This window comes from Paenisporosarcina antarctica, from assembly GCF_004367585.1.
GTDB classification, from domain to species: domain Bacteria; phylum Bacillota; class Bacilli; order Bacillales_A; family Planococcaceae; genus Paenisporosarcina; species Paenisporosarcina antarctica.
Map to the genome: position 1 here is coordinate 3,210,166 of NZ_CP038015.1, position 18,555 is coordinate 3,228,720.

12 protein-coding genes and 1 pseudogene are annotated in these 18,555 nt (G+C 38.2%); 2 read left to right on the top strand and 11 right to left on the bottom strand.

Annotated features, from left to right (window positions below; translation table 11 throughout):
• Positions 1-19: 19 nt before the first annotated feature.
• Positions 20-412 (bottom strand): annotated as a pseudogene (locus E2636_RS15400) (LacI family DNA-binding transcriptional regulator); the annotation flags it as partial.
• A gap of 853 nt (positions 413-1,265) precedes the next feature.
• Between E2636_RS15400 and E2636_RS19095 the strand changes: the two are divergent.
• Positions 1,266-1,412 carry a hypothetical protein gene (locus tag E2636_RS19095; protein ID WP_166669546.1) on the top strand — a complete coding sequence of 49 codons (147 nt, stop codon included), beginning with the start codon at positions 1,266-1,268 and terminating at the stop codon, positions 1,410-1,412.
• A gap of 383 nt (positions 1,413-1,795) precedes the next feature.
• Here the strand turns inward: E2636_RS19095 and E2636_RS15405 are convergent, their stop codons facing one another.
• The 4 genes from E2636_RS15405 to E2636_RS15420 form a co-directional block, all read right to left on the bottom strand.
• Positions 1,796-3,658, bottom strand: coding sequence for an ABC transporter ATP-binding protein (locus E2636_RS15405; protein ID WP_134210998.1), 1,863 nt, complete (start codon positions 3,656-3,658; stop codon positions 1,796-1,798).
• Positions 3,655-5,379 (bottom strand): ABC transporter ATP-binding protein, encoded by a 1,725-nt coding sequence (locus E2636_RS15410; protein ID WP_134210999.1) that lies wholly within the window; start codon positions 5,377-5,379, stop codon positions 3,655-3,657. The genes E2636_RS15405 and E2636_RS15410 overlap by 4 nt, the downstream gene beginning before the upstream one ends.
• Entirely contained in the window at positions 5,376-5,864 is a 489-nt protein-coding gene (locus tag E2636_RS15415; RefSeq protein ID WP_134211000.1) for a MarR family winged helix-turn-helix transcriptional regulator, read from the bottom strand. Before E2636_RS15415 ends, E2636_RS15410 begins: the two co-directional genes overlap by 4 nt.
• A gap of 418 nt (positions 5,865-6,282) precedes the next feature.
• On the bottom strand, positions 6,283-7,602 hold the full coding sequence (locus tag E2636_RS15420; RefSeq protein WP_134211831.1) for a DUF2254 domain-containing protein: 1,320 nt from the start codon (positions 7,600-7,602) through the stop codon (positions 6,283-6,285).
• 312 nt (positions 7,603-7,914) lie between these two features.
• Between E2636_RS15420 and E2636_RS15425 the strand changes: the two genes are divergently transcribed.
• Positions 7,915-8,406, top strand: a complete 492-nt coding sequence (locus E2636_RS15425; RefSeq protein WP_017381066.1) for a YajQ family cyclic di-GMP-binding protein — start codon at positions 7,915-7,917, stop codon at positions 8,404-8,406.
• Between the two features lie 733 nt (positions 8,407-9,139).
• On the opposite strand, the gene E2636_RS15430 is transcribed toward E2636_RS15425, so the two are convergent.
• The 6 genes from E2636_RS15430 to E2636_RS15455 all read right to left on the bottom strand — a co-directional run bounded on the left by E2636_RS15430 (position 9,140) and on the right by E2636_RS15455 (position 18,555).
• Positions 9,140-10,930, bottom strand: coding sequence for an L-lactate permease (locus E2636_RS15430; protein ID WP_134211001.1), 1,791 nt, complete (start codon positions 10,928-10,930; stop codon positions 9,140-9,142).
• 448 nt (positions 10,931-11,378) lie between these two features.
• On the bottom strand, positions 11,379-12,470 hold the full coding sequence (locus E2636_RS15435; RefSeq protein ID WP_134211002.1) for a CdaR family transcriptional regulator: 1,092 nt from the start codon (positions 12,468-12,470) through the stop codon (positions 11,379-11,381).
• A 91-nt stretch (positions 12,471-12,561) separates the two neighbouring features.
• Complete coding sequence (locus E2636_RS15440) at positions 12,562-13,344, bottom strand: fumarylacetoacetate hydrolase family protein (protein WP_134211003.1); 783 nt, start codon at positions 13,342-13,344, stop codon at positions 12,562-12,564.
• A gap of 151 nt (positions 13,345-13,495) precedes the next feature.
• A complete protein-coding gene (locus E2636_RS15445) occupies positions 13,496-15,676 on the bottom strand; it encodes a malate synthase G (RefSeq protein WP_134211004.1) in 2,181 nt (726 codons plus the stop codon).
• A gap of 51 nt (positions 15,677-15,727) precedes the next feature.
• Positions 15,728-17,185, bottom strand: a complete 1,458-nt coding sequence (locus E2636_RS15450; protein WP_134211005.1) for an FAD-binding oxidoreductase — start codon at positions 17,183-17,185, stop codon at positions 15,728-15,730.
• Entirely contained in the window at positions 17,176-18,555 is a 1,380-nt protein-coding gene (locus tag E2636_RS15455; RefSeq protein WP_134211006.1) for a (Fe-S)-binding protein, read from the bottom strand. The genes E2636_RS15450 and E2636_RS15455 overlap by 10 nt, the downstream gene beginning before the upstream one ends.

Below are 18,555 nucleotides of genomic sequence, written 5' to 3' on the forward strand. Positions count from 1 at the left end.
TAAATCCGTCTTTTATTATTTATTTCACTGATTTTCTCTCAATCAGTTCGGTAGAGAGCTTGTAATAAGGATTCACAATTTGACCTGATAGCTGTTGCAAAATTAGATGCATAGCTAATGCTCCAGCTTCATATTTCGGCTGTCTTACGGTCGTTAATGGAGGTGTCGTGAATTCAGCTAATTGAATGTCATCATACCCAATGATAGAGACGTCTTTTGGTACATTAATTTTGTTTTCTCTAAAGGCTTGTATTCCACCCACAGCCATCTCATCGTTTGCATAAAATACCCCACTCGGCAAGTTCCCTTGAGCAATAAGTATTTTAGTTGCGAGATAACCACCATCTCTAGTGAAATCTCCTTGCAAGCACCATTTAGAATGATGAATCAGATGATTTTCACTAATCGCAGCTAAATACCCCTTACTCCCCTGCTCTAACTAACCCGGCAGCCTCAATAAAATTTGGTTACAACTTCTTCTCTTTTCCCTAAAGGAAATCCTGCGTCCGTTATGCGTCCGCCGCCGCTCTCGTACAACTTTCAGATCCATAGCGTTTTAAGTTTGGTTCACTAAATAATGAGCACTGATTTCTCATAAAGGAACTGCCGAAGATACAATTTCGGCAGCTTCCTTCATTCTTTTTAGTATCTGCAATCCCACAAATCTAGATAGTGGAGATTCGCCATCTTTCACGTGCCTTTTCTTAGTGAAAACGGATGGCAATAGTGTCGAGCGAAGGCTCAGTTGCAATTATTAGCTGTGACGTTATAAAAATTATCATTCTCGTTGTAATTATCCTACTTCACGTTGTAATAGTTAAATTACGGAATGTTTTTATCGCTACTCTATCAATGATATCCTTTCTCTCGCCGAGTGCTCGAGGGTGCAAAGAAAATTTGCACTACTATATCGACTATAGTTTCTGAATCGCTATGGATGGTAATTCACCGGTCGTTGTACGTCCGCCGCTCCCTAAAATTTAAATGTACTTAGTGTTTTGAGTTTACTTAACTAAAGAATGGACACTGACTTCGCTCTGTTTCTGATACAAGCTCAGGATAGCGATCATGTCCTTTTTACAAAAGAAAAGCAATTGATTTTCTTTCTGCGACTTTACTAGCATAGGTGAAGCAACAACTTACAGAATTAGTTGATATAGTTAAGTGTTTTTCCATTGCACACACCTATGACTACTAATCTTTTTTAATTACAACATCTATAGTGATCATCTCCTCGCATATACTTCAAAAAGGAGGTTGTACAATTGGCATATTATTTGTCGGTCACGATAGGATTTGTTATGTGCTTGGGAATGGTCGTCGGATTTTTTGTATATTACCTTTCATTAGGACTTGGTTCTAATGATTCAACTAAAGTGGATCCCTTAGAGTCTGATCAAAAAATTTCATGAAATTCCATTGTTTGATTACCGTCACTTCCCTAATATTTCTCTCACAAAATTCTCATTTTTCAATATGAATTAGAGCCGCTGAAGAATCTTAATCAGCGGCCATTTACATTCCACATTTCATTGAATAAGTATCTAAACTCTGCTGAATTAAATGCTAAGCAAACTCATATACCTGAATTCCCGAAGTCAACGGCAATAAAAATATAAACTTTATCGATTTATAGTTCGAGCAAAACGTGGGGGAAGATATTTTGTGCAACCTGGCGAGTCATAGCGGCAACCTAGCGCACTGTTCAGTCAACCTGAACCAGCTCGGCGCACCTATCCATTATATTTAAGTAGAAAGAGGCTCATTTCCGGTTTGGAAACGAGCCTCTTTCTACTTAACCTGCTACTTTTTCAGTAAATTGACTATTGTATAGATCTGCGTAGAAACCATTTTCTTCTAAAAGTTCTGTATGTGTACCTTGCTCGATTACTTTTCCTTGATCCATCACAAGAATCAAATCCGCATCCTTAATAGTTGATAGACGATGGGCAATGACAAAACTAGTCCGCCCTTCCATCAATCGATTCATCGCCTTTTGAATAAACACTTCAGTCCGTGTGTCCACACTTGAAGTCGCCTCATCGAGTATCATGATTGGCGGGTTTGCTAAAACAGCTCGCGCGATTGTCAGAAGCTGCTTTTGTCCTTGTGAAATGTTAGAGGCTTCTTCGTTTAAGACTGTTTCATAGCTATCAGGTAGTGTTCGAATGAAATGATCAGCATGAGCAGTTCGAGCGGCTGCGAAAATCTCTTCGTCTGTTGCGCCAGTTTTGCCATATGCAATATTATCTTTTATCGTTCCATTAAATAGCCAAGTATCTTGAAGCACCATTCCAAAACTCTTTCGAAGATCACTCCTAGACATATTGCGTGTATCTAGCCCGTCGATCAAAATCTTACCCCCATTCAGCTCATAAAAACGCATCAAGAGATTAATCATGGTCGTTTTCCCAGCACCTGTAGGTCCTACTATTGCGACCGTTTGTCCAGACAAGACATCAATATTCATATCTTTAATTAGTAAGTCTTGTTCGTATCCAAAATCGACATGTTCGAATGCAACAGCACCCACTGCTCTTTCCAAACGTACTGAAGTAATTTCTTTTGTTTCTTCTTCTTCATCGAGCAACTCAAAGACACGTTCAGCTGCCGCAACCGTTGACTGAATAATATTTGCGATATTAGCTGTTTGTGTGATGGGCTGAGTGAATTGTTTTGAATAAGTAATAAATGCTTGAATATCACCTATTGAGATAGCACGTTGGGTTACTAATATCCCTCCAACGACGCTTATCAGGACATAGCTCAAATTTCCAATAAAGAACATCATAGGCATGATGATCCCCGAAATAAACTGCGCTTTAGTTCCCGCTTTATACAATTCTTCATTAACCAAATTAAATTTGGCACCAGACTTTTTCTCATGTCCAAATGCTTTAACGATTTGGTGTCCTGTATACATTTCTTCAATATGTCCATTTAATTCACCGAGGGTGCGTTGTTGATCGGCAAAATGTTTTTGGGATCTTTTCAAAATGGGTTTAATGACAAATATTGAAAGCGGTAAACTCACAATTGAAATTAGCGTCAATAAAGGACTAATCGTAAGCATCATGATGATAATTCCCACAATCGTTACAATGGAAGTGATGAACTGCGTCAAGCTTTGTTGAAGCGTGCTGCCAATTGTATCAATGTCATTGGTCATTCGGCTAAGGGTTTCTCCATTCGGGTTTCCATCAAAGTATTGAAGAGGCAGTTTCTCCAGCTTTTTATTAACATCTTCACGAAGGTCATAAACCGTATCTTGAGCAACACTAGACATAATATATTGTTGTACGTAACTGAATAGACTACTTAAAACATACAGGCCAACAAGTAGTAAAAGAATCTGTCCAATTTTATCAAAGTTAATGGTCGCTCCAGATGTTCCTTGAAATTTCCCGTATGCCCCTTCAAATAATTCTGTAATTGCCGTCCCCATAATTTTTGGTCCAGCAATCATAAAAACCGTACTTAATATAGCTGCGAAGAACACGGCAATCAATTTGTTACGTCGTGGTTTTAAATAAGTTAAAAGACGTCTCAATGTTCCTTTAAAATTCTTAGCTTTTTGTCCCATCATCATCATGTTACCGCCACCAGGACCTTGCCCCATCGGTCCAGCATTTTGAGGTGGTTTCTTTAATTTACTCATGCTATTTCCTCCTCTGAAAGCTGTGATAGGGCGATTTCACGGTAAATTTCATTGGTGTCAAGTAACTCTTGATGTGTTCCCATACCGACAATATGTCCTTCGTCTAACACAATGATTCGGTCAGCTTCGACGACAGTACTAACACGTTGCGCAACGAGCAATACCGTCGCATCTTTTGTTTCATCTTTTAATGCTGCGCGAAGTTTGGCGTCAGTCTTGAAATCAAGTGCTGAAAAGCTATCATCAAATATATAGATATCCGGTTTTCTAATGAGTGCTCTCGCTATAGACAGTCGTTGTTTTTGTCCTCCTGATAAGTTAGAGCCGCCTTGCTCAATTTCTGCTTTATAGCCGTCTTTCATCTTATTGATAAACTCTTCTGCTTGCGCTGTACGTGCCGCATGCTCAATTTCATCATGTGTGGCATTTTGTTTTCCAAAGAGAATATTATCAGCAATCGTACCCGTAAAGAGAATGGATTTTTGTGGAACGAAGCCAATTTTCGAACGAACTTCATCTTGTGAAGCCTTACGAATATCCACACCATTGACACGAATCACGCCATTCGAAATATCATAAAAGCGTGGTATTAAATTGACGAGAGTTGATTTACCGGATCCAGTTCCACCGATAATTGCAGTTATTTCACCAGGTTTTGCAGTAAAACTAATATCAGACAACGCTGGTTTCTCTGCTCCTGGGTAACTGAATGTCACATGTTCAAATTCTAGAGTACCTTGTTCAAGGTCCGCCTTTTGTGTTCCCTCATCAAGGAATGCTGGTTTCATCTCAAGCACTTCGTTTATCCTCTTTGCTGAAACGGCTGCTCGTGGAATCATAACGAACATCATGGACGCCATCACTAATGCAAACATAATTTGCATGACATATTGAATAAAAGCCATCAAGTCACCTATTTGCATAGCGCCATTATTAATTCGGATGCCACCAAACCAAATAATACCGACAACCGTTAAGTTCATAACTAGCATCATTACAGGCATTAAAAATGCCATTATTTTATTAACTTGAATCGACACATCTGTTAAATCTCTATTTGCTTTCTTAAGTCGAACTTTCTCTTCGCCTTCACGGTTAAATGCACGAATAACTCGAATCCCCGTTAAATTTTCACGTAAAACTAAGTTTAAACGGTCCAAACGTTGTTGCACCAGTTGAAATAGAGGAACCCCTTTTTTTAGAATAAGGAGGATCGTACCAATTAGCACAGGCATTGCGGCAACAATAACGAGTGTTAATTTAGCGTCTTTTGATACTGCCATAATAATCCCACCTACTAACATAATAGGTGCACTAATCACCATACGAAGCATCATAATAACTACTTGCTGAACTTGAGTAATGTCATTTGTCGTCCTTGTAATTAGTGAAGCTGTTCCCACTTCGTCAAATTCTTGCAATGAAAATTTCGCAACATGATTAAATACTTTTTGACGAATATCGCGTCCCATTCCCATAGCTGCTTTAGAAGAATAATAACTTGCGATAATGGAGGCAGTAGCGCCAAGTAAAGAAACCAACAGCATAAATCCACCAATTCTCCAAATATAGGGGATGTCTCCTATTACGACACCTTTATCAATAATGTCACCCATTAGAGTAGGCAAAAAGAGGTCCGACATGGATTGAATAAAGACTAGACCAATAACTGCTAAAACAAGCCACTTATATACGGATAAGTGTTTCAGTAATTTAATCACTTCTTACACTCCCCTTGTTCAAGTTCTGGTGCTTCTGCCTCCAGATAAGTTGTGATTTGTTGATGAGATTCAAGCAAATCTTCATATTGATTTTTAGTTAGCATTTCACTTACAGATTGGAATACTTGATGAATTCCTCCCTCTTGTTGATGAATCGTGCAAATAAGCCTTTCTCCTTTTTTCGTGAGTGACAACAACGTCTCCCTGCGATTCCCTTCGACTTGTTGCCGGTTAATCAAACCCTCTCGAACGAGTCCATCGACTCCCTGACTAAGTGTACTTTTAGGTAGAAATGTTTTTTCTCCAACTGTCTTTTGTGTCATTTGCTTGTGGAGTGTAATTGCCATCAGTATTGAAAATTGTGGAACTGATAAATCATTTTCTATCGCTGACTTTTGGACGAGTCGTATCAAGTTCTTTTGTACGTTCCAAAACGAGCTTAATAATTGTGTTGATTGCATCAATTTTTGATTTTCATTATTCAATTGAATATCTCCATTTCTTTATTTCAAAATAGTTCGTAATTGAACAGTTCATATATGTTCTATTAAATTTACATCTATTATTCTACATAGTCAATCTGGATGTTTATACACGAATGTTGATTAAAACGAATACATAATCCATTTAATTTTTTCACGCTGGTTGCACTTCTAACTAGATATGCTTTTAATAGGATATCCCCTAGAAATCACGACTTCATGAATCCCTTGAAGTTTCGATTGGACGCAGTTTAATAAATAAAATGACACTAAAACAACCTAACTTGGATAAATTAATAAGAAAAATCGAGCAAAGAAAGCATCAATTTATAAAAAATTTTCCACTTTCTTCTCTCTATAAATAGACCTACTCTTAGTGGGTAGATCTATAGTTTTTTTATTGAATTTAATTAATATCATTTCAGTTTTTTTTCAAGAATTCCTCGAAATTCGTTAAATTGTTAGTGGTAGTAGCCACGCTACATAGCGCCCGATAGAATTGCTGGCTATCATGTTCAAAAAGAAATAGATTTTCAAAACCTTGTGCGCTGTATACTGCAAAATCCCAAACTGATTGATAATCGCTTGGATGTAGCGATTTAGCCATTTGATCTAAAACATCTAAAATATCCGTTGAAGCAATCACATTATCTTTTGCATAGTGTCTAATATATCCTAGTCCACTGTACAAATAGTGATTAAAGTCTCTTTTTTGAAGAATTAATCGAAGGTTATTCTCATCATCTACTAAATAGCGAGAGTTGTCAGTTACTCGTGAAATAGAAACAAGAACTTCACCGATTTGGTAAATCGCTGTCTTTGCTGTCTTAGGATCATAATTCCCTAGTGCTCTAACCGCAACCTCGACTAGTTTATTAATGCTGAATTCAATATCTTGATCTTCTGTTTGTCTCTTTCCAATCCTAAAAAGAGTCAAATATTTATCTTCTTGGATGGAATACTCATGCTTATTCCAGTAGGTTAGAATTGGTGTGGTTTCAAAGACGTAGTTCCCAATTGTGTACTCAAAGTTAATGACAATGTCATCTTCTTGAGCTTTTCTAATCATCATGATGAAATCCACATGCTGAATGTAACCTGATTTACCTGCTTTAATCTGACTACCCATTCCTTCCCTTATTTGTTCATCTGTATCTTTGAAATCTTTTACTTTAAAGACATCTAATTCTTTTTTCAATGTACTGTTGATAATGTTCAAAGCTTCTTTTTTTATGTCATCTGTCATTTGATTCACACGTAACCACGCGACTGCATGATTAATAAAGAAGATAAAAGTTCCCATCGACAAAATAGCTAATATGGTGGCTACTAGAGGTACTGCAAAATAATATTCAGCGATCCTTTTATTGAGAAAAAGGAAGGATAATAACACATATATAAAGCTACCAGTAAAAATTCCTAACACACGTTGTGTAGCTTTGCTTGCCATGAAATTTCTAAGCGTACGAGGGGAAAACTGTCCAGAAAATGTCGCAAAAACAACCAATACTAAATTAAATGTGAATATTGTCAGCGATAAGTTCGCAAGAGTAAGAGTACTTACAAGAGAAAGTGTTAGTTCATAATCTACGGCAAATAAAGGCCTCATTCGATCGCCTAAGTTGTAGTTTAAGTCCGCAACTAATGATACGCTTAATAAAACAGTGGAATAAAAGACGTAAAGAACAGGTGTAAACCATAAGTTAGACTGAATCTGATTGATTAGATCTTTTTCTGACATCCTCATATTTATTGTCCCTTCTAAAGAAGCCTTCATTGTGGTGGATCTAAATTTAATGTATATAGGAGTTAGCGTACCCAATGAAATGTGGGAAATACCTAAAAATGCATAAAGGAACAGTGTGGAAGCGCAATCAGCATACAAATCATGAAGCCAATTGCCACCATGCGAAATAATGCTTGTTTAGACACTAACTTATAACAAATACGATAAAATACTGTCTGCATAAAGGATTTTTCATAGAATAAGCAGTATGTACGGAGAAATTGTTGTTTTTTTGTTATAGTAGAAATAAAATGTGGGAGGTTTAACATGGCTAAAGATAGTTCATTTGATATTGTTTCAGAAGTTGATTTTTCAGAAGTTACAAACGCAGTCACGTTGGCGCAGAAAGAAATTAAAACACGGTATGACTTTAAAGGAAGTATAAGTAGTATTACGTTAGATAAAGAAGAGATTGTGCTTGTTTCCGATGATGAATATAAGCTAGAGCAGTTGAAGGATGTTTTAATTAGCAAGTTGATTCAACGTAATGTATCAATCAAAAACATTGAATATGGCAAACTCGACGGTGCTTCTGGAGGAAATGTTCGCCAACGCACTAAATTAATTCAAGGTATTGATAAAGACCTAGCAAGAGACATTATCGCTCTCATTAAGAACAGTGGCGTTAAAGTTAAAACTCAAATTCAAGATGATCAAATCCGTGTGACAGGCAAAAACCGTGATGACCTTCAAGCCATTATTTTAGCGGTAAGACAAGCTGACATGCCGATTGATATCCAGTTCATTAATTACAGATAGTCAGGAATCCTAGATACTATTGAAATAAACGGTTCGCTCTCGGGCGAACTTTTTTTACGGGAATTTATTGAGTTTCCTTTAATCTTGGGACCGCAACATGTGAAGAAGTAAATATAAAAAGCCAAGGGATTGTCCCCTGGCCTCTGAAAAACTTACATTTTAAAATTTGTAAGTGTGTTTAAATTGAAAGCGGCGACATTTCGTTCTATTTCGGACGAAATGTCGCCGTTTCTTTCTTATTGCCCCTTTAGCTGGGGAATTCCCCTTTAATCGATTCATCAAATTGATACACGGCTTTTCTAACATTTTTCGATTTTTTCATTAAAAATTCTTTCGCCGATTTTTGGTTATAGCGTGCTTTTGTATGCGTATTTCCTAGACAAATTGAGGAAAGGATTGTTAATTCAGATTGAAAAACCGGCACATTCTGTTAGATTTTGAACAGATAAAGGAACCTCACCTTTTTAAGATGAAAGAATATATATACAAGTGATTGAAGTGGAAGGCGGCGACTCCGGCGGGAAAAGCGAGACAGACGAGACCCCGCAGGTAGCGCAAGCGGACGAGGAGGCTTGGCGCTCGCCCCGCGGAAAGCGTCCGCCTGAAACGGAAATCACCGGTACTAGCCCATAAAAAAAGAGTGCTATAACGCCAGTTCGTTATAACACTCGCTAAGAAATATTAAATTGTCTTTTTTAGTGGCCATGTTATTAATACATTCTTTAAAGTACTGTCAAACTGCCTTGCGCAATTCTTTTGGTTTTTTGATTTCCAATAAATCTGTTCTCTTACGGTTAGTTGCAATAATGTAAATAGCAATACAAGCAATGAGAACGGCAATAAATGTACCTAGATTAAAGATACCTTTTTGTGAGTACCATACAATTGAGTATCCAATGGATCCTGTTAACAGAGCATAGTACACAAATGGTAGGAATGTTTTCCGGATAATATCGCCTTCTTTTCCTACTAAACCTACTACTGCAGACGCTGCTACTACGTTATGCACAGCAATCATATTTCCTGCCGCTCCACCAACGGCTTGGAGAGCCACGATCCATGTAGCGTCAACGCCCATCTGTGATCCTACATCAAATTGGAATAAGGAGAACATCATATTACTTACCGTATTACTTCCAGCAATAAAGGCACCTAATCCACCAATAAATGTAGCGAAGAACGGCCAAAAATCACCAGCTAGTGCTACTGCACCATTTGCTAATTCAATTGGCATTCTATCAAACCCAGCTGCTCCACCACCCGTGTTTAAAAATACTTGAACCATTGGAACTGTGAAAATAAGGGCTGTCGATGCGGCAATCATCGTTTTACCAGACTGAGTCCAAGCACGTTTGTATGAGCTCAAATTCATCCCGTGAAGGAAGTATGTGATTAAGGAAACAGCAATAAAGATTGTACCTGGCAAATACAATGGCTGAAAGCTTGATGTAATGCCCGAATCAAAAATATTCTCAAACTTTACTGTCCATGATTGCGCCCACCCAAGAAATGGTAGCGTTTTCAATCTTGTTAACACTAAGAATAATCCGATTAAAATATAAGGTGTCCATGCACGAATCATGCTCATGCTTCCACTCTTATGTGTGATATCTTTGATTTCAAGCTGACCAACCCATTCAGGATTCCACTTTGATTTTTCTTCAAAATCCCATATTTCATCTTTAGGAGGCATAAGGAAACCTTTTTTTGCTGCAAAGACGACAATTACTAAGCCAACTAATCCCCCAATCATGGATGGGAACTCAGGACCAAGAACATTTGCTACAATTACATAAGGAATGGTCATGGAAAAAGCTGCAAACAATGCAAACTTCCAAACCTTAATTCCTTCGCTAAACGATTTATTTTTACCAAAAAATCCTGTCATCAATGCTACTACAATAAGTGGAACGAGTGTTCCAGCAATCATATGAAGAATTGCCACTTGCCCACCAATCGCGGTGACTAGTGCAAGAAAGTTATCTGTGATACTTGCATCTGCAGATAATCCTGTCTGGATTCCAACGAGTATTGGAGTTCCAACAGCACCGAAGGATACTGGTGTGCTCTGAATAATCATTCCCGCAACAACAGCTGGCATAGCTGGAAACCCTAATCCGACCAATAACGGAACTGCCACTGCAGCAGGTGTACCGAATCCTGCAGATCCTTCTATAAATGAGCCAAACAGCCAAGCAATAATGATAACCTGAATGCGTCGATCTTCAGAAATATCTGTAAATCCCTGGCGAATCCTTTTAATTCCTCCACTTTCTTGCAGTGTGTTTAACAGCAAGATAGCACCAAAAATAATGAATAATAAAGTCCCTGCTACAACAAGGCCATTAATACTTGCTGCTGCAACAGTTGCACCCGGCACTTTCCATATAAATAACGCGAGTACAATTGCGACCAAATAAGAAATGGGCATGGCTTTACTTGCGGGCCATCTAAGACCAACTAAAAAAATTGCTACTACTAAAATAGGTAAAAGTGATAAGAACGCTAACATCCCAGTACTCATTTACATTTCCCCTTTCAAGAGTGTGCATATGTCATACACATAGATTAATATCTTTTTGCATGAATCTCATTATTAGTTATAAGAATATTCAGGTAATTAATCCGAGAAGTGAAAGACTATTAAAGGCAGCATCTTACACGCACTGTACTTTTTCTTAAACACCTTCCTTAAATGATGTGACCACTTCTGTCTCTCACTCCTTTCATAATAGGTTACATTTCTGGTTGAAGAATGTTATAAATTCCTAAATTGATTCTTCTATCTATCAACTTATTTTTTAAAACCTGGCGCCTCAATTAAAACCTCAATTGCTGACAGCAGGATACATATATAATGATATTATTTAAATAGTCAGACTACTATAGGGTGATGACCATATTTATTCATTAATTATTTACAATTTTTGTCCAATAATACAAAAAACACTATTATATATAAGGGTAATCCATTACTTTTTTGATAACATGCAAATTGCTGTATAAATCATCGTTAAATCCTTCTTATCATTTAAATCAATTCCTAGCATCATTTCAATCTTATTTAAACGATATTTTAATGTGTTTTTATGAATATGTAATTCTTCTGCTATTTCGTGGAGAGAACCTTTCTTATGAAGCCATACTTCCAGGTTGTGCAATAATTCTTCTTCTGCAAGAAGTGGAGCAATCGTGCGACTTAAAAATTCGTCCTGAATCTCTTCTGGAATAGAATAATAGAGTAATTCAAGTTTTAAATCTTCCTCGAAAATAATTTTCTCTTGTCTTTCAGATACATCTACTGCCATTTCGGCTTGTAGAAATGATTTTGGAAGCTGATGAAAAGTATTTATTTCTCCCACTCCAATATTCACTTTTTGTTTAGTAATTTTCAGTATTTTTACTGATAAACTTTCTAATCCTACTAACAATTGTTCTTTAGGAATAGTAGGAATCAATAAAACAAGTTTTTCCATTCCCCAACGTACGATTTTCAATTTAGGATGGATCGTTTGAATATGTAGCAAGTTCTCAATAAAAGTGATGTCAAATTGTTTATATGTTTGAATGACAGCCACACGTGTATACAGTAATGGGTCAATATCCAATAATGTAGCGCGTTTATCAATCGAATCGATACTAGCTTCTGTCATAAATAAATCAAACACAAAAAATTCAATTTCACGAAAAACACGTTCTCTTTGTTCCCGCATGATAAACTCTGTAACAAAAAGTTCCGATACTTTCCTCACGAGCTTTGCATACTTCTCAATCTCTAGTGGCTTCCCCGTAATCCCTATAACTCCAATCGGCGTATCGGAAATAACAATAGGCAAAACAATTCCTTGTCTGACTCCTTGAAGTTTCTCACACATATCCTTCGTTATATGAAGTTCCTTGCGATTTTCCATCGAAATAAACGCACCTTCATGATACGTATTTAAACGTGATGAATCCTTAATCGCAATCACAATTCCCTTTTTATCAGTCACAATCACGCTCTGCTCAATTAAGCTTGCAAGCTCGAGCACAATTTGTTTCCCCAGCACCTGTAAATCAAACACCTTCTCACCCTCCGTCACCTTTTAAAACAATAAAATAGTTTACCTGAAATACTTTTTTGAAAGAATTCAGGTAAACTTATGCTAAAAAATATTATCGGGTTTTTGCTTCAACTTTTGCTGCAATAAACGTATTTCGAAGAGACCCAATTTCCTTGATTTCACAATTAATGACATCTCCTTCGCCTACTAGCTCTGCACCAACAGGGCTACCTGTTAAGATCACATCGCCTGGTTTAAGTGTCATTACTTTTGTAAGATAAGAAAGCATTTTGCGAATTGGGATAATCATTAAGTCAGTCTCGCTATTTTGTTTTTCCATATCATTCAGTCTCGCTTCTACTTTGACTGCAAAAGGATCAAGCTCTGTTTCAATAACAGGACCTAGTGGAGTGAATGTGTCAAACGATTTACCAATTGTCCAATGTCCATCTTGATGGAAAAACTGGGGTGCTGTGACGTCGTTTCCAACGGTATAACCAAATACATAATCTAAAATTTCTGATTCAGATACATTTTTAGCTTCTTTTCCAATCACTACCGCTAATTCTGACTCGAATTTCACTTGTTGTATTCCCTCTGGTATGACAATATCCTCTTCCGGTCCAATGACGGATGAAACTGGTTTAAAGAAAAAGACTGGAATTTCCGGCAATACACTTGGAATATCAGCTATTTTGGTTACGTAGTTTGCACCAATCCCGATAATCTGGTTCGGCTCTAATGGTGCTAATAATTTCACTTCATTTACAGAAAACTCCTTACCTGTAAACTCCCAATCACCAAATATATTACCCTTTATTTCTTTCACCTTATCCTCAATCAAAACTCCTTTATATATAGATGAATCCTTTACCTTAAATCTAGCAAATTTCATTTTAGTGCTCCTTTTCAACTAACTTTTTTTGTACATTAATATACTTTGCATATAGCCTTTATTGCAGGAAAAACATGAGTAGATAAGGCATCCCAATTCAATAGAATGCCTAGTTACCTTCTTCATCTGCTACTTAGTAAGTCCAATTTGATTATTGTTTTATCGCTAATTTTGCTTTCGCTTCGAGACGTCGACGATGCAAGATTGGCTCAGTGTAACCACTCGGCTGTGCGTACCCTTGGAATACAAGTTCGGAAGCTGCCTGGAATGCTACTGAATCTTCATAGTCTTTAGCCATAGGCAGGTAATTAGAGTCTCCAGCGTTTTGCTCATCCACTACTTTCGCCATCCGCTCTAACGTTTCCACCACCTGTTCATTCGTACAAACTCCGTGGTGCAACCAGTTTGCCATGTGCTGGCTAGAAATACGCAGTGTCGCTCGGTCTTCCATTAGCCCTACATTATTGATGTCGGGCACTGTAGAACAGCCAATTCCCTGCTCAACCCAACGAACAACATAACCAAGGATACCTTGAGCATTATTATCCAGTTCTTGCTGAATTTCTTCAGCACTCCATTGAGGGTTTATTTCAACTGGAATAGTCAAAATATCATCTCGTAGATTTTCTTTTGAATTTTTCGCAAGCTCATTTTGTACCTTTGTTACGTCCACTTGGTGATAATGCAGAGCGTGTATCGCTGCGGCAGTGGGAGATGGAACCCATGCAGTGTTTGCACCTGCTTGTAAGTGTCCTACTTTTTGCTCTAGCATATTTTTCATCAGGTCCGGCATTGCCCACATTCCTTTACCAATTTGGGCACGGCCTTGAAAACCACTAGCGAGACCCGTAATTACATTCGATTTTTCATAGCCCTGTAGCCATTTAGAAGATTTCATTTCGTTTTTACGAATCATTGGACCTGCTTCCATCGATGTATGCATTTCATCGCCCGTTCGATCTAAGAACCCGGTATTAATAAACACAACTCGGTCTTTTACCTCACGAATACAATTCTTTAAGTTCAACGAAGTTCGTCGTTCTTCATCCATTACACCAATTTTAAGGGTATTTCTTTCCATCCCAAGTAAATCTTCAACCCGCTCAAATAACTGATTTGCAAAGGCTACTTCTTCTGAACCATGCATTTTAGGCTTGACGATATATACAGAACCCTTAGAAGAGTTTTGGTATACACCATTGTTTAATAAAGAATGCTTTGCAAGCAAGCTCGTGATGACACTATCCAAAATGCCTTCCTGGATCTCATCACCGTTGTGATCTAAAATTGCATTATTTGTCATTAAATGACCTACATTTCGGGCAAACATAAGTGATCGTCCTGACAATGTAAATTCTTCGCCGCTTGGAGAAGAGTAGCTGCGATCAGGATTAAGTGTCCGCTTAAACAATTTTTTATTTTTTGTGAATTCGGCAGTTAAATCGCCTCTCATTAATCCAAGCCAGTTACGATACACTAGCACCTTATCTTCAGCGTCAACAGCTGTTACGGAGTCTTCGCAATCCATGATTGTTGTTAAAGCTGCTTCCAATAAAATATCTTTAACACCCGCTCCATCCGTTTTACCAATCGGATGACTGCTGTCTACCTGAATCTCAAAATGTATGCCATTATTTTTTAACAGAATAGCTGATGGACTTTGTGATTTTCCTTGATAGCCAGAAAATTTCTCCTCATCTTTCAAACCAGTTTGATCTCCATTGACAAGAGTAACGGACAACTTTCCATCGACGATGCTATAAAGCACAGCGTCTTTATGAGAAGAACCTACTAATGGGACGGCTTGATCCAGAAATTCCCTTGCATACTGTATTACCTTTTCACCACGAACTGGATTATAGCCATCTCCGGTTTGTGAGTCTCCATCTTGACTGATGACATCTGTTCCATATAAGGCATCGTAAAGGCTACTCCAGCGAGCGTTAGCTGCATTAATCGCATAACGCGCATTATTTACTGGAACTACTAGCTGAGGTCCCGCTTGAACAGCAACTTCATCATCGACAGATTCAGACGTAATCTGAAAATCATCTACTTCTGGTTCTAGATAGCCAATCTCTTCCAAAAATGATTTATACTTGCTCAAATTAAACTCTTTATTTTCAATATGCCATCCACTTATTTTATGTTGAATTTCTTCTCGTTTAGCTAATAATTCTTTGTTCTTTGGAGTTAAGTCATGGACAAGCTTTGAAAAGCCGGACCAGAAAAGCTCTTTTTCTATTCCGCTTCCTGGAAGAGCCTCTGAATTAATAAAATCATAGAGAATGGGCGCCACTTGAAGATTACTTTCTTTTACATAGTTTACCATTTTATAATTTCCTCCTTTAAAATACCTGTTTTTATTTTTGACTAGTTAACTTTAAGAAAAGACCGCTTCTTTCATCACTCTCTTAACTTCCCCACAGCGTCCTGGTGTAGGGAATAATTTTCCAGCATTTAATAGATTATGTGGGTTGAACACTTCTCGGATATTTGTCTGTGCGATAATTTCTTCATCCTTGAATACAAAACGCATTTCTTCTCTTTTCTCGATTCCAACTCCATGCTCACCAGTAATCGTTCCACCAACATCGGCACATGCTTGTAGACAAGCACTTCCTGCCTCGATTGCCTTTTCAGTTTGTCCTGCAACCCTAGCATCAAATAATACAAGCGGATGAAGGTTGCCATCGCCAGCATGAAAAATATTAGCAATACGTAGACCTGATTCTTTACTAATTTGATTGATTTTGTTTAACACTTCAGGCAGTTTACTTCTAGGAATAACGCCATCTTGTACTAAATAATCCGGTGAAATCGCGCCCATTGCGCCAAATCCAGTTTTTCGATTTGCCCACCAGCTCGCTCTTTCCTCTTCATCCTTAGCTGCTCTTACTTCACGAACGTTTCTGTTCGTGCAAACTTCGAGGATTTGATTAATTTGCTCATCAATCCCTGCTGAAATTCCATCCACTTCTATCAGCAAAACTGCCTCGATGTCCTTAGGATGCCCAACAGGAAAGGCGGCTGCTTCAACACCCTCGATTGCTGTTTTATCCATCATTTCAAGAGCTGCAGGAACTATGCCTGCTGAGATAATATCAGACACCGCCTGACTTCCATCGGCAACACTATCAAAATAAGCAAGCACTGTTTTCTTGCCTTCAGGATTTTTCAAAATGCGCACGGTTATTTTAGTGACAATCCCCAAAGTACCTTCCGAACCCGTTAGGAGACCAAGTAAATCGTAGCCTGGCGCATCAGGGATTCCATTCTCCCCTAATTCGATAATTTCTCCATTCGGCAAGACAACTTCTAATCCAAGAATATGGTTTGTTGTAACTCCATATTTGAGACAGTGCGCTCCGCCTGCATTCTCGGCTACGTTCCCACCAATTGTGCAGCAAGATTGGCTTGAAGGATCTGGTGCATAATAATACCCTTTGTCAGAGATTGAGTTTGTTAACTTAAGGTTGATGTAACCTGGCTCCACGACTGCGCGCCTGTTCTCTAAATCCACACTTAACAGCTTCTTCATTTTGACTAAGCTAATAATAACCTCTCCATTTAGTGGAGTTGCTCCTCCACTAAGACCCGTACCTGCTCCGCGGGCAAGGAAAGGAAGCTGATTGTCAGAACAGTACTTTACGAGCTTGGCCACTTCCTGTGTATCTTTTGGGAACACCACTGCTTTAGGTGAATGCTTATGAATGGTAAACCCATCGCATTCATACGCTAGCAAATCTTCCATATGATATAGAATAGAACGTGCACTTCCAACAATAGTGGCTAGATTATTTATATGTTTATCCTTTGTTTCAATCCCTTTTACTGCCAATTCTCTCCCCCCTCTAAACCATCCTCTTTTTGATACGCCCAATCCAATAGTTGAATTGTATGAACTACTTTTTGATTTCTTCCGTACTTCTCTACGCCCATTGCCATCTGTAGCATGCAACCGGGATTTCCCATTGAAATCATCTCGACATCTTCAGGGACATTCTTCATCTTATTTTCCAGGACATCTCCTGCCATTTCCGGATTCGTAATGTTGTAAATACCAGCACTTCCACAGCATCGATCTGCGTTTGGCATATGGACCATTTCGACACCTGGAATATTTAGGAGAATGTCCCGCGGTTCCTGACGTACACCTTGACCATGTGCTAAATGACAAGCATCGTGGTAGGTAATACGTTTGTTTAGTTGTGCTTTTGGTTTTTCATAACCCGTGTCATGAAGGTATTTAGTAATGTCTTCTACTTTTGCTGAAAAAACTTGGGCTTTTTCATGCCATTCTGGTTCTTCTTCCCTGAACAGTTCTGCATATTCCTTCAACATGCAGCCACATCCAGCAGCATTCACAATTATTTTCCCTGAATCTTTGAATGCTTCTATATTCTGCTTCGCAAGTTTTCTTCCTGTGTCACGGTCTCCAGCATGAACGTGAAGTGCACCACAGCATGTTTGGTTTTGCGGAATTTTTACATCATTTCCGTTGCGTGTTAAGACATTGATCGTCGATTCATTAATATCACTAAACATGACATCCATTACACAACCAGTTAATAATGCCACTTCGTTCTTACTTTCACCCTTAGCTTTAACAACACTTTGATTTTTATATTTTTCACGAACTGATTGGTTTACTTTTGGCATGATCGCTTCCATTTCGACCAAATGCTTAGGCATAACTTTAATCAGCTTTGTTTTTCGAACAATTTTTTGAATGCCACTTTTTTGATAAAACCTCAGAAAGCTACCGAGTGTATTTAGTCGATTTTGATGAGGAAACAGGCCCTGAAGAAAGAATTTACTTACTACACCTTTCATGCCTGTTAATGGCATCGCCTGACGAATTTGACCGCGTGCCTCTTCAATCAATCCACCTACATCGACATTTGCAGGGCAAGCCGTTGTACATGCGCGACAGTCAAGACAAGCAAAAACAGAATTCGCAAATTGCTTATTTACTTCCATCTTCCCTTCCGCCACTGATTTAATGAGATGGACACGTCCACGCGGAGAATGTTGCTCCTGTCCGGTGAGTTCATAGGTAGGGCAAGATTCCAAACACATTCCACAATGGGTACAGTCTGCCCATTTATTTTCGTCTGGTTTATCTCTCCAAAGATAGTTGCTTAAACTTAAACTTTTGTCTGTTTGACATGCTGGAACTTTTAGTAAATCAAGTTCTTGTACACTCAT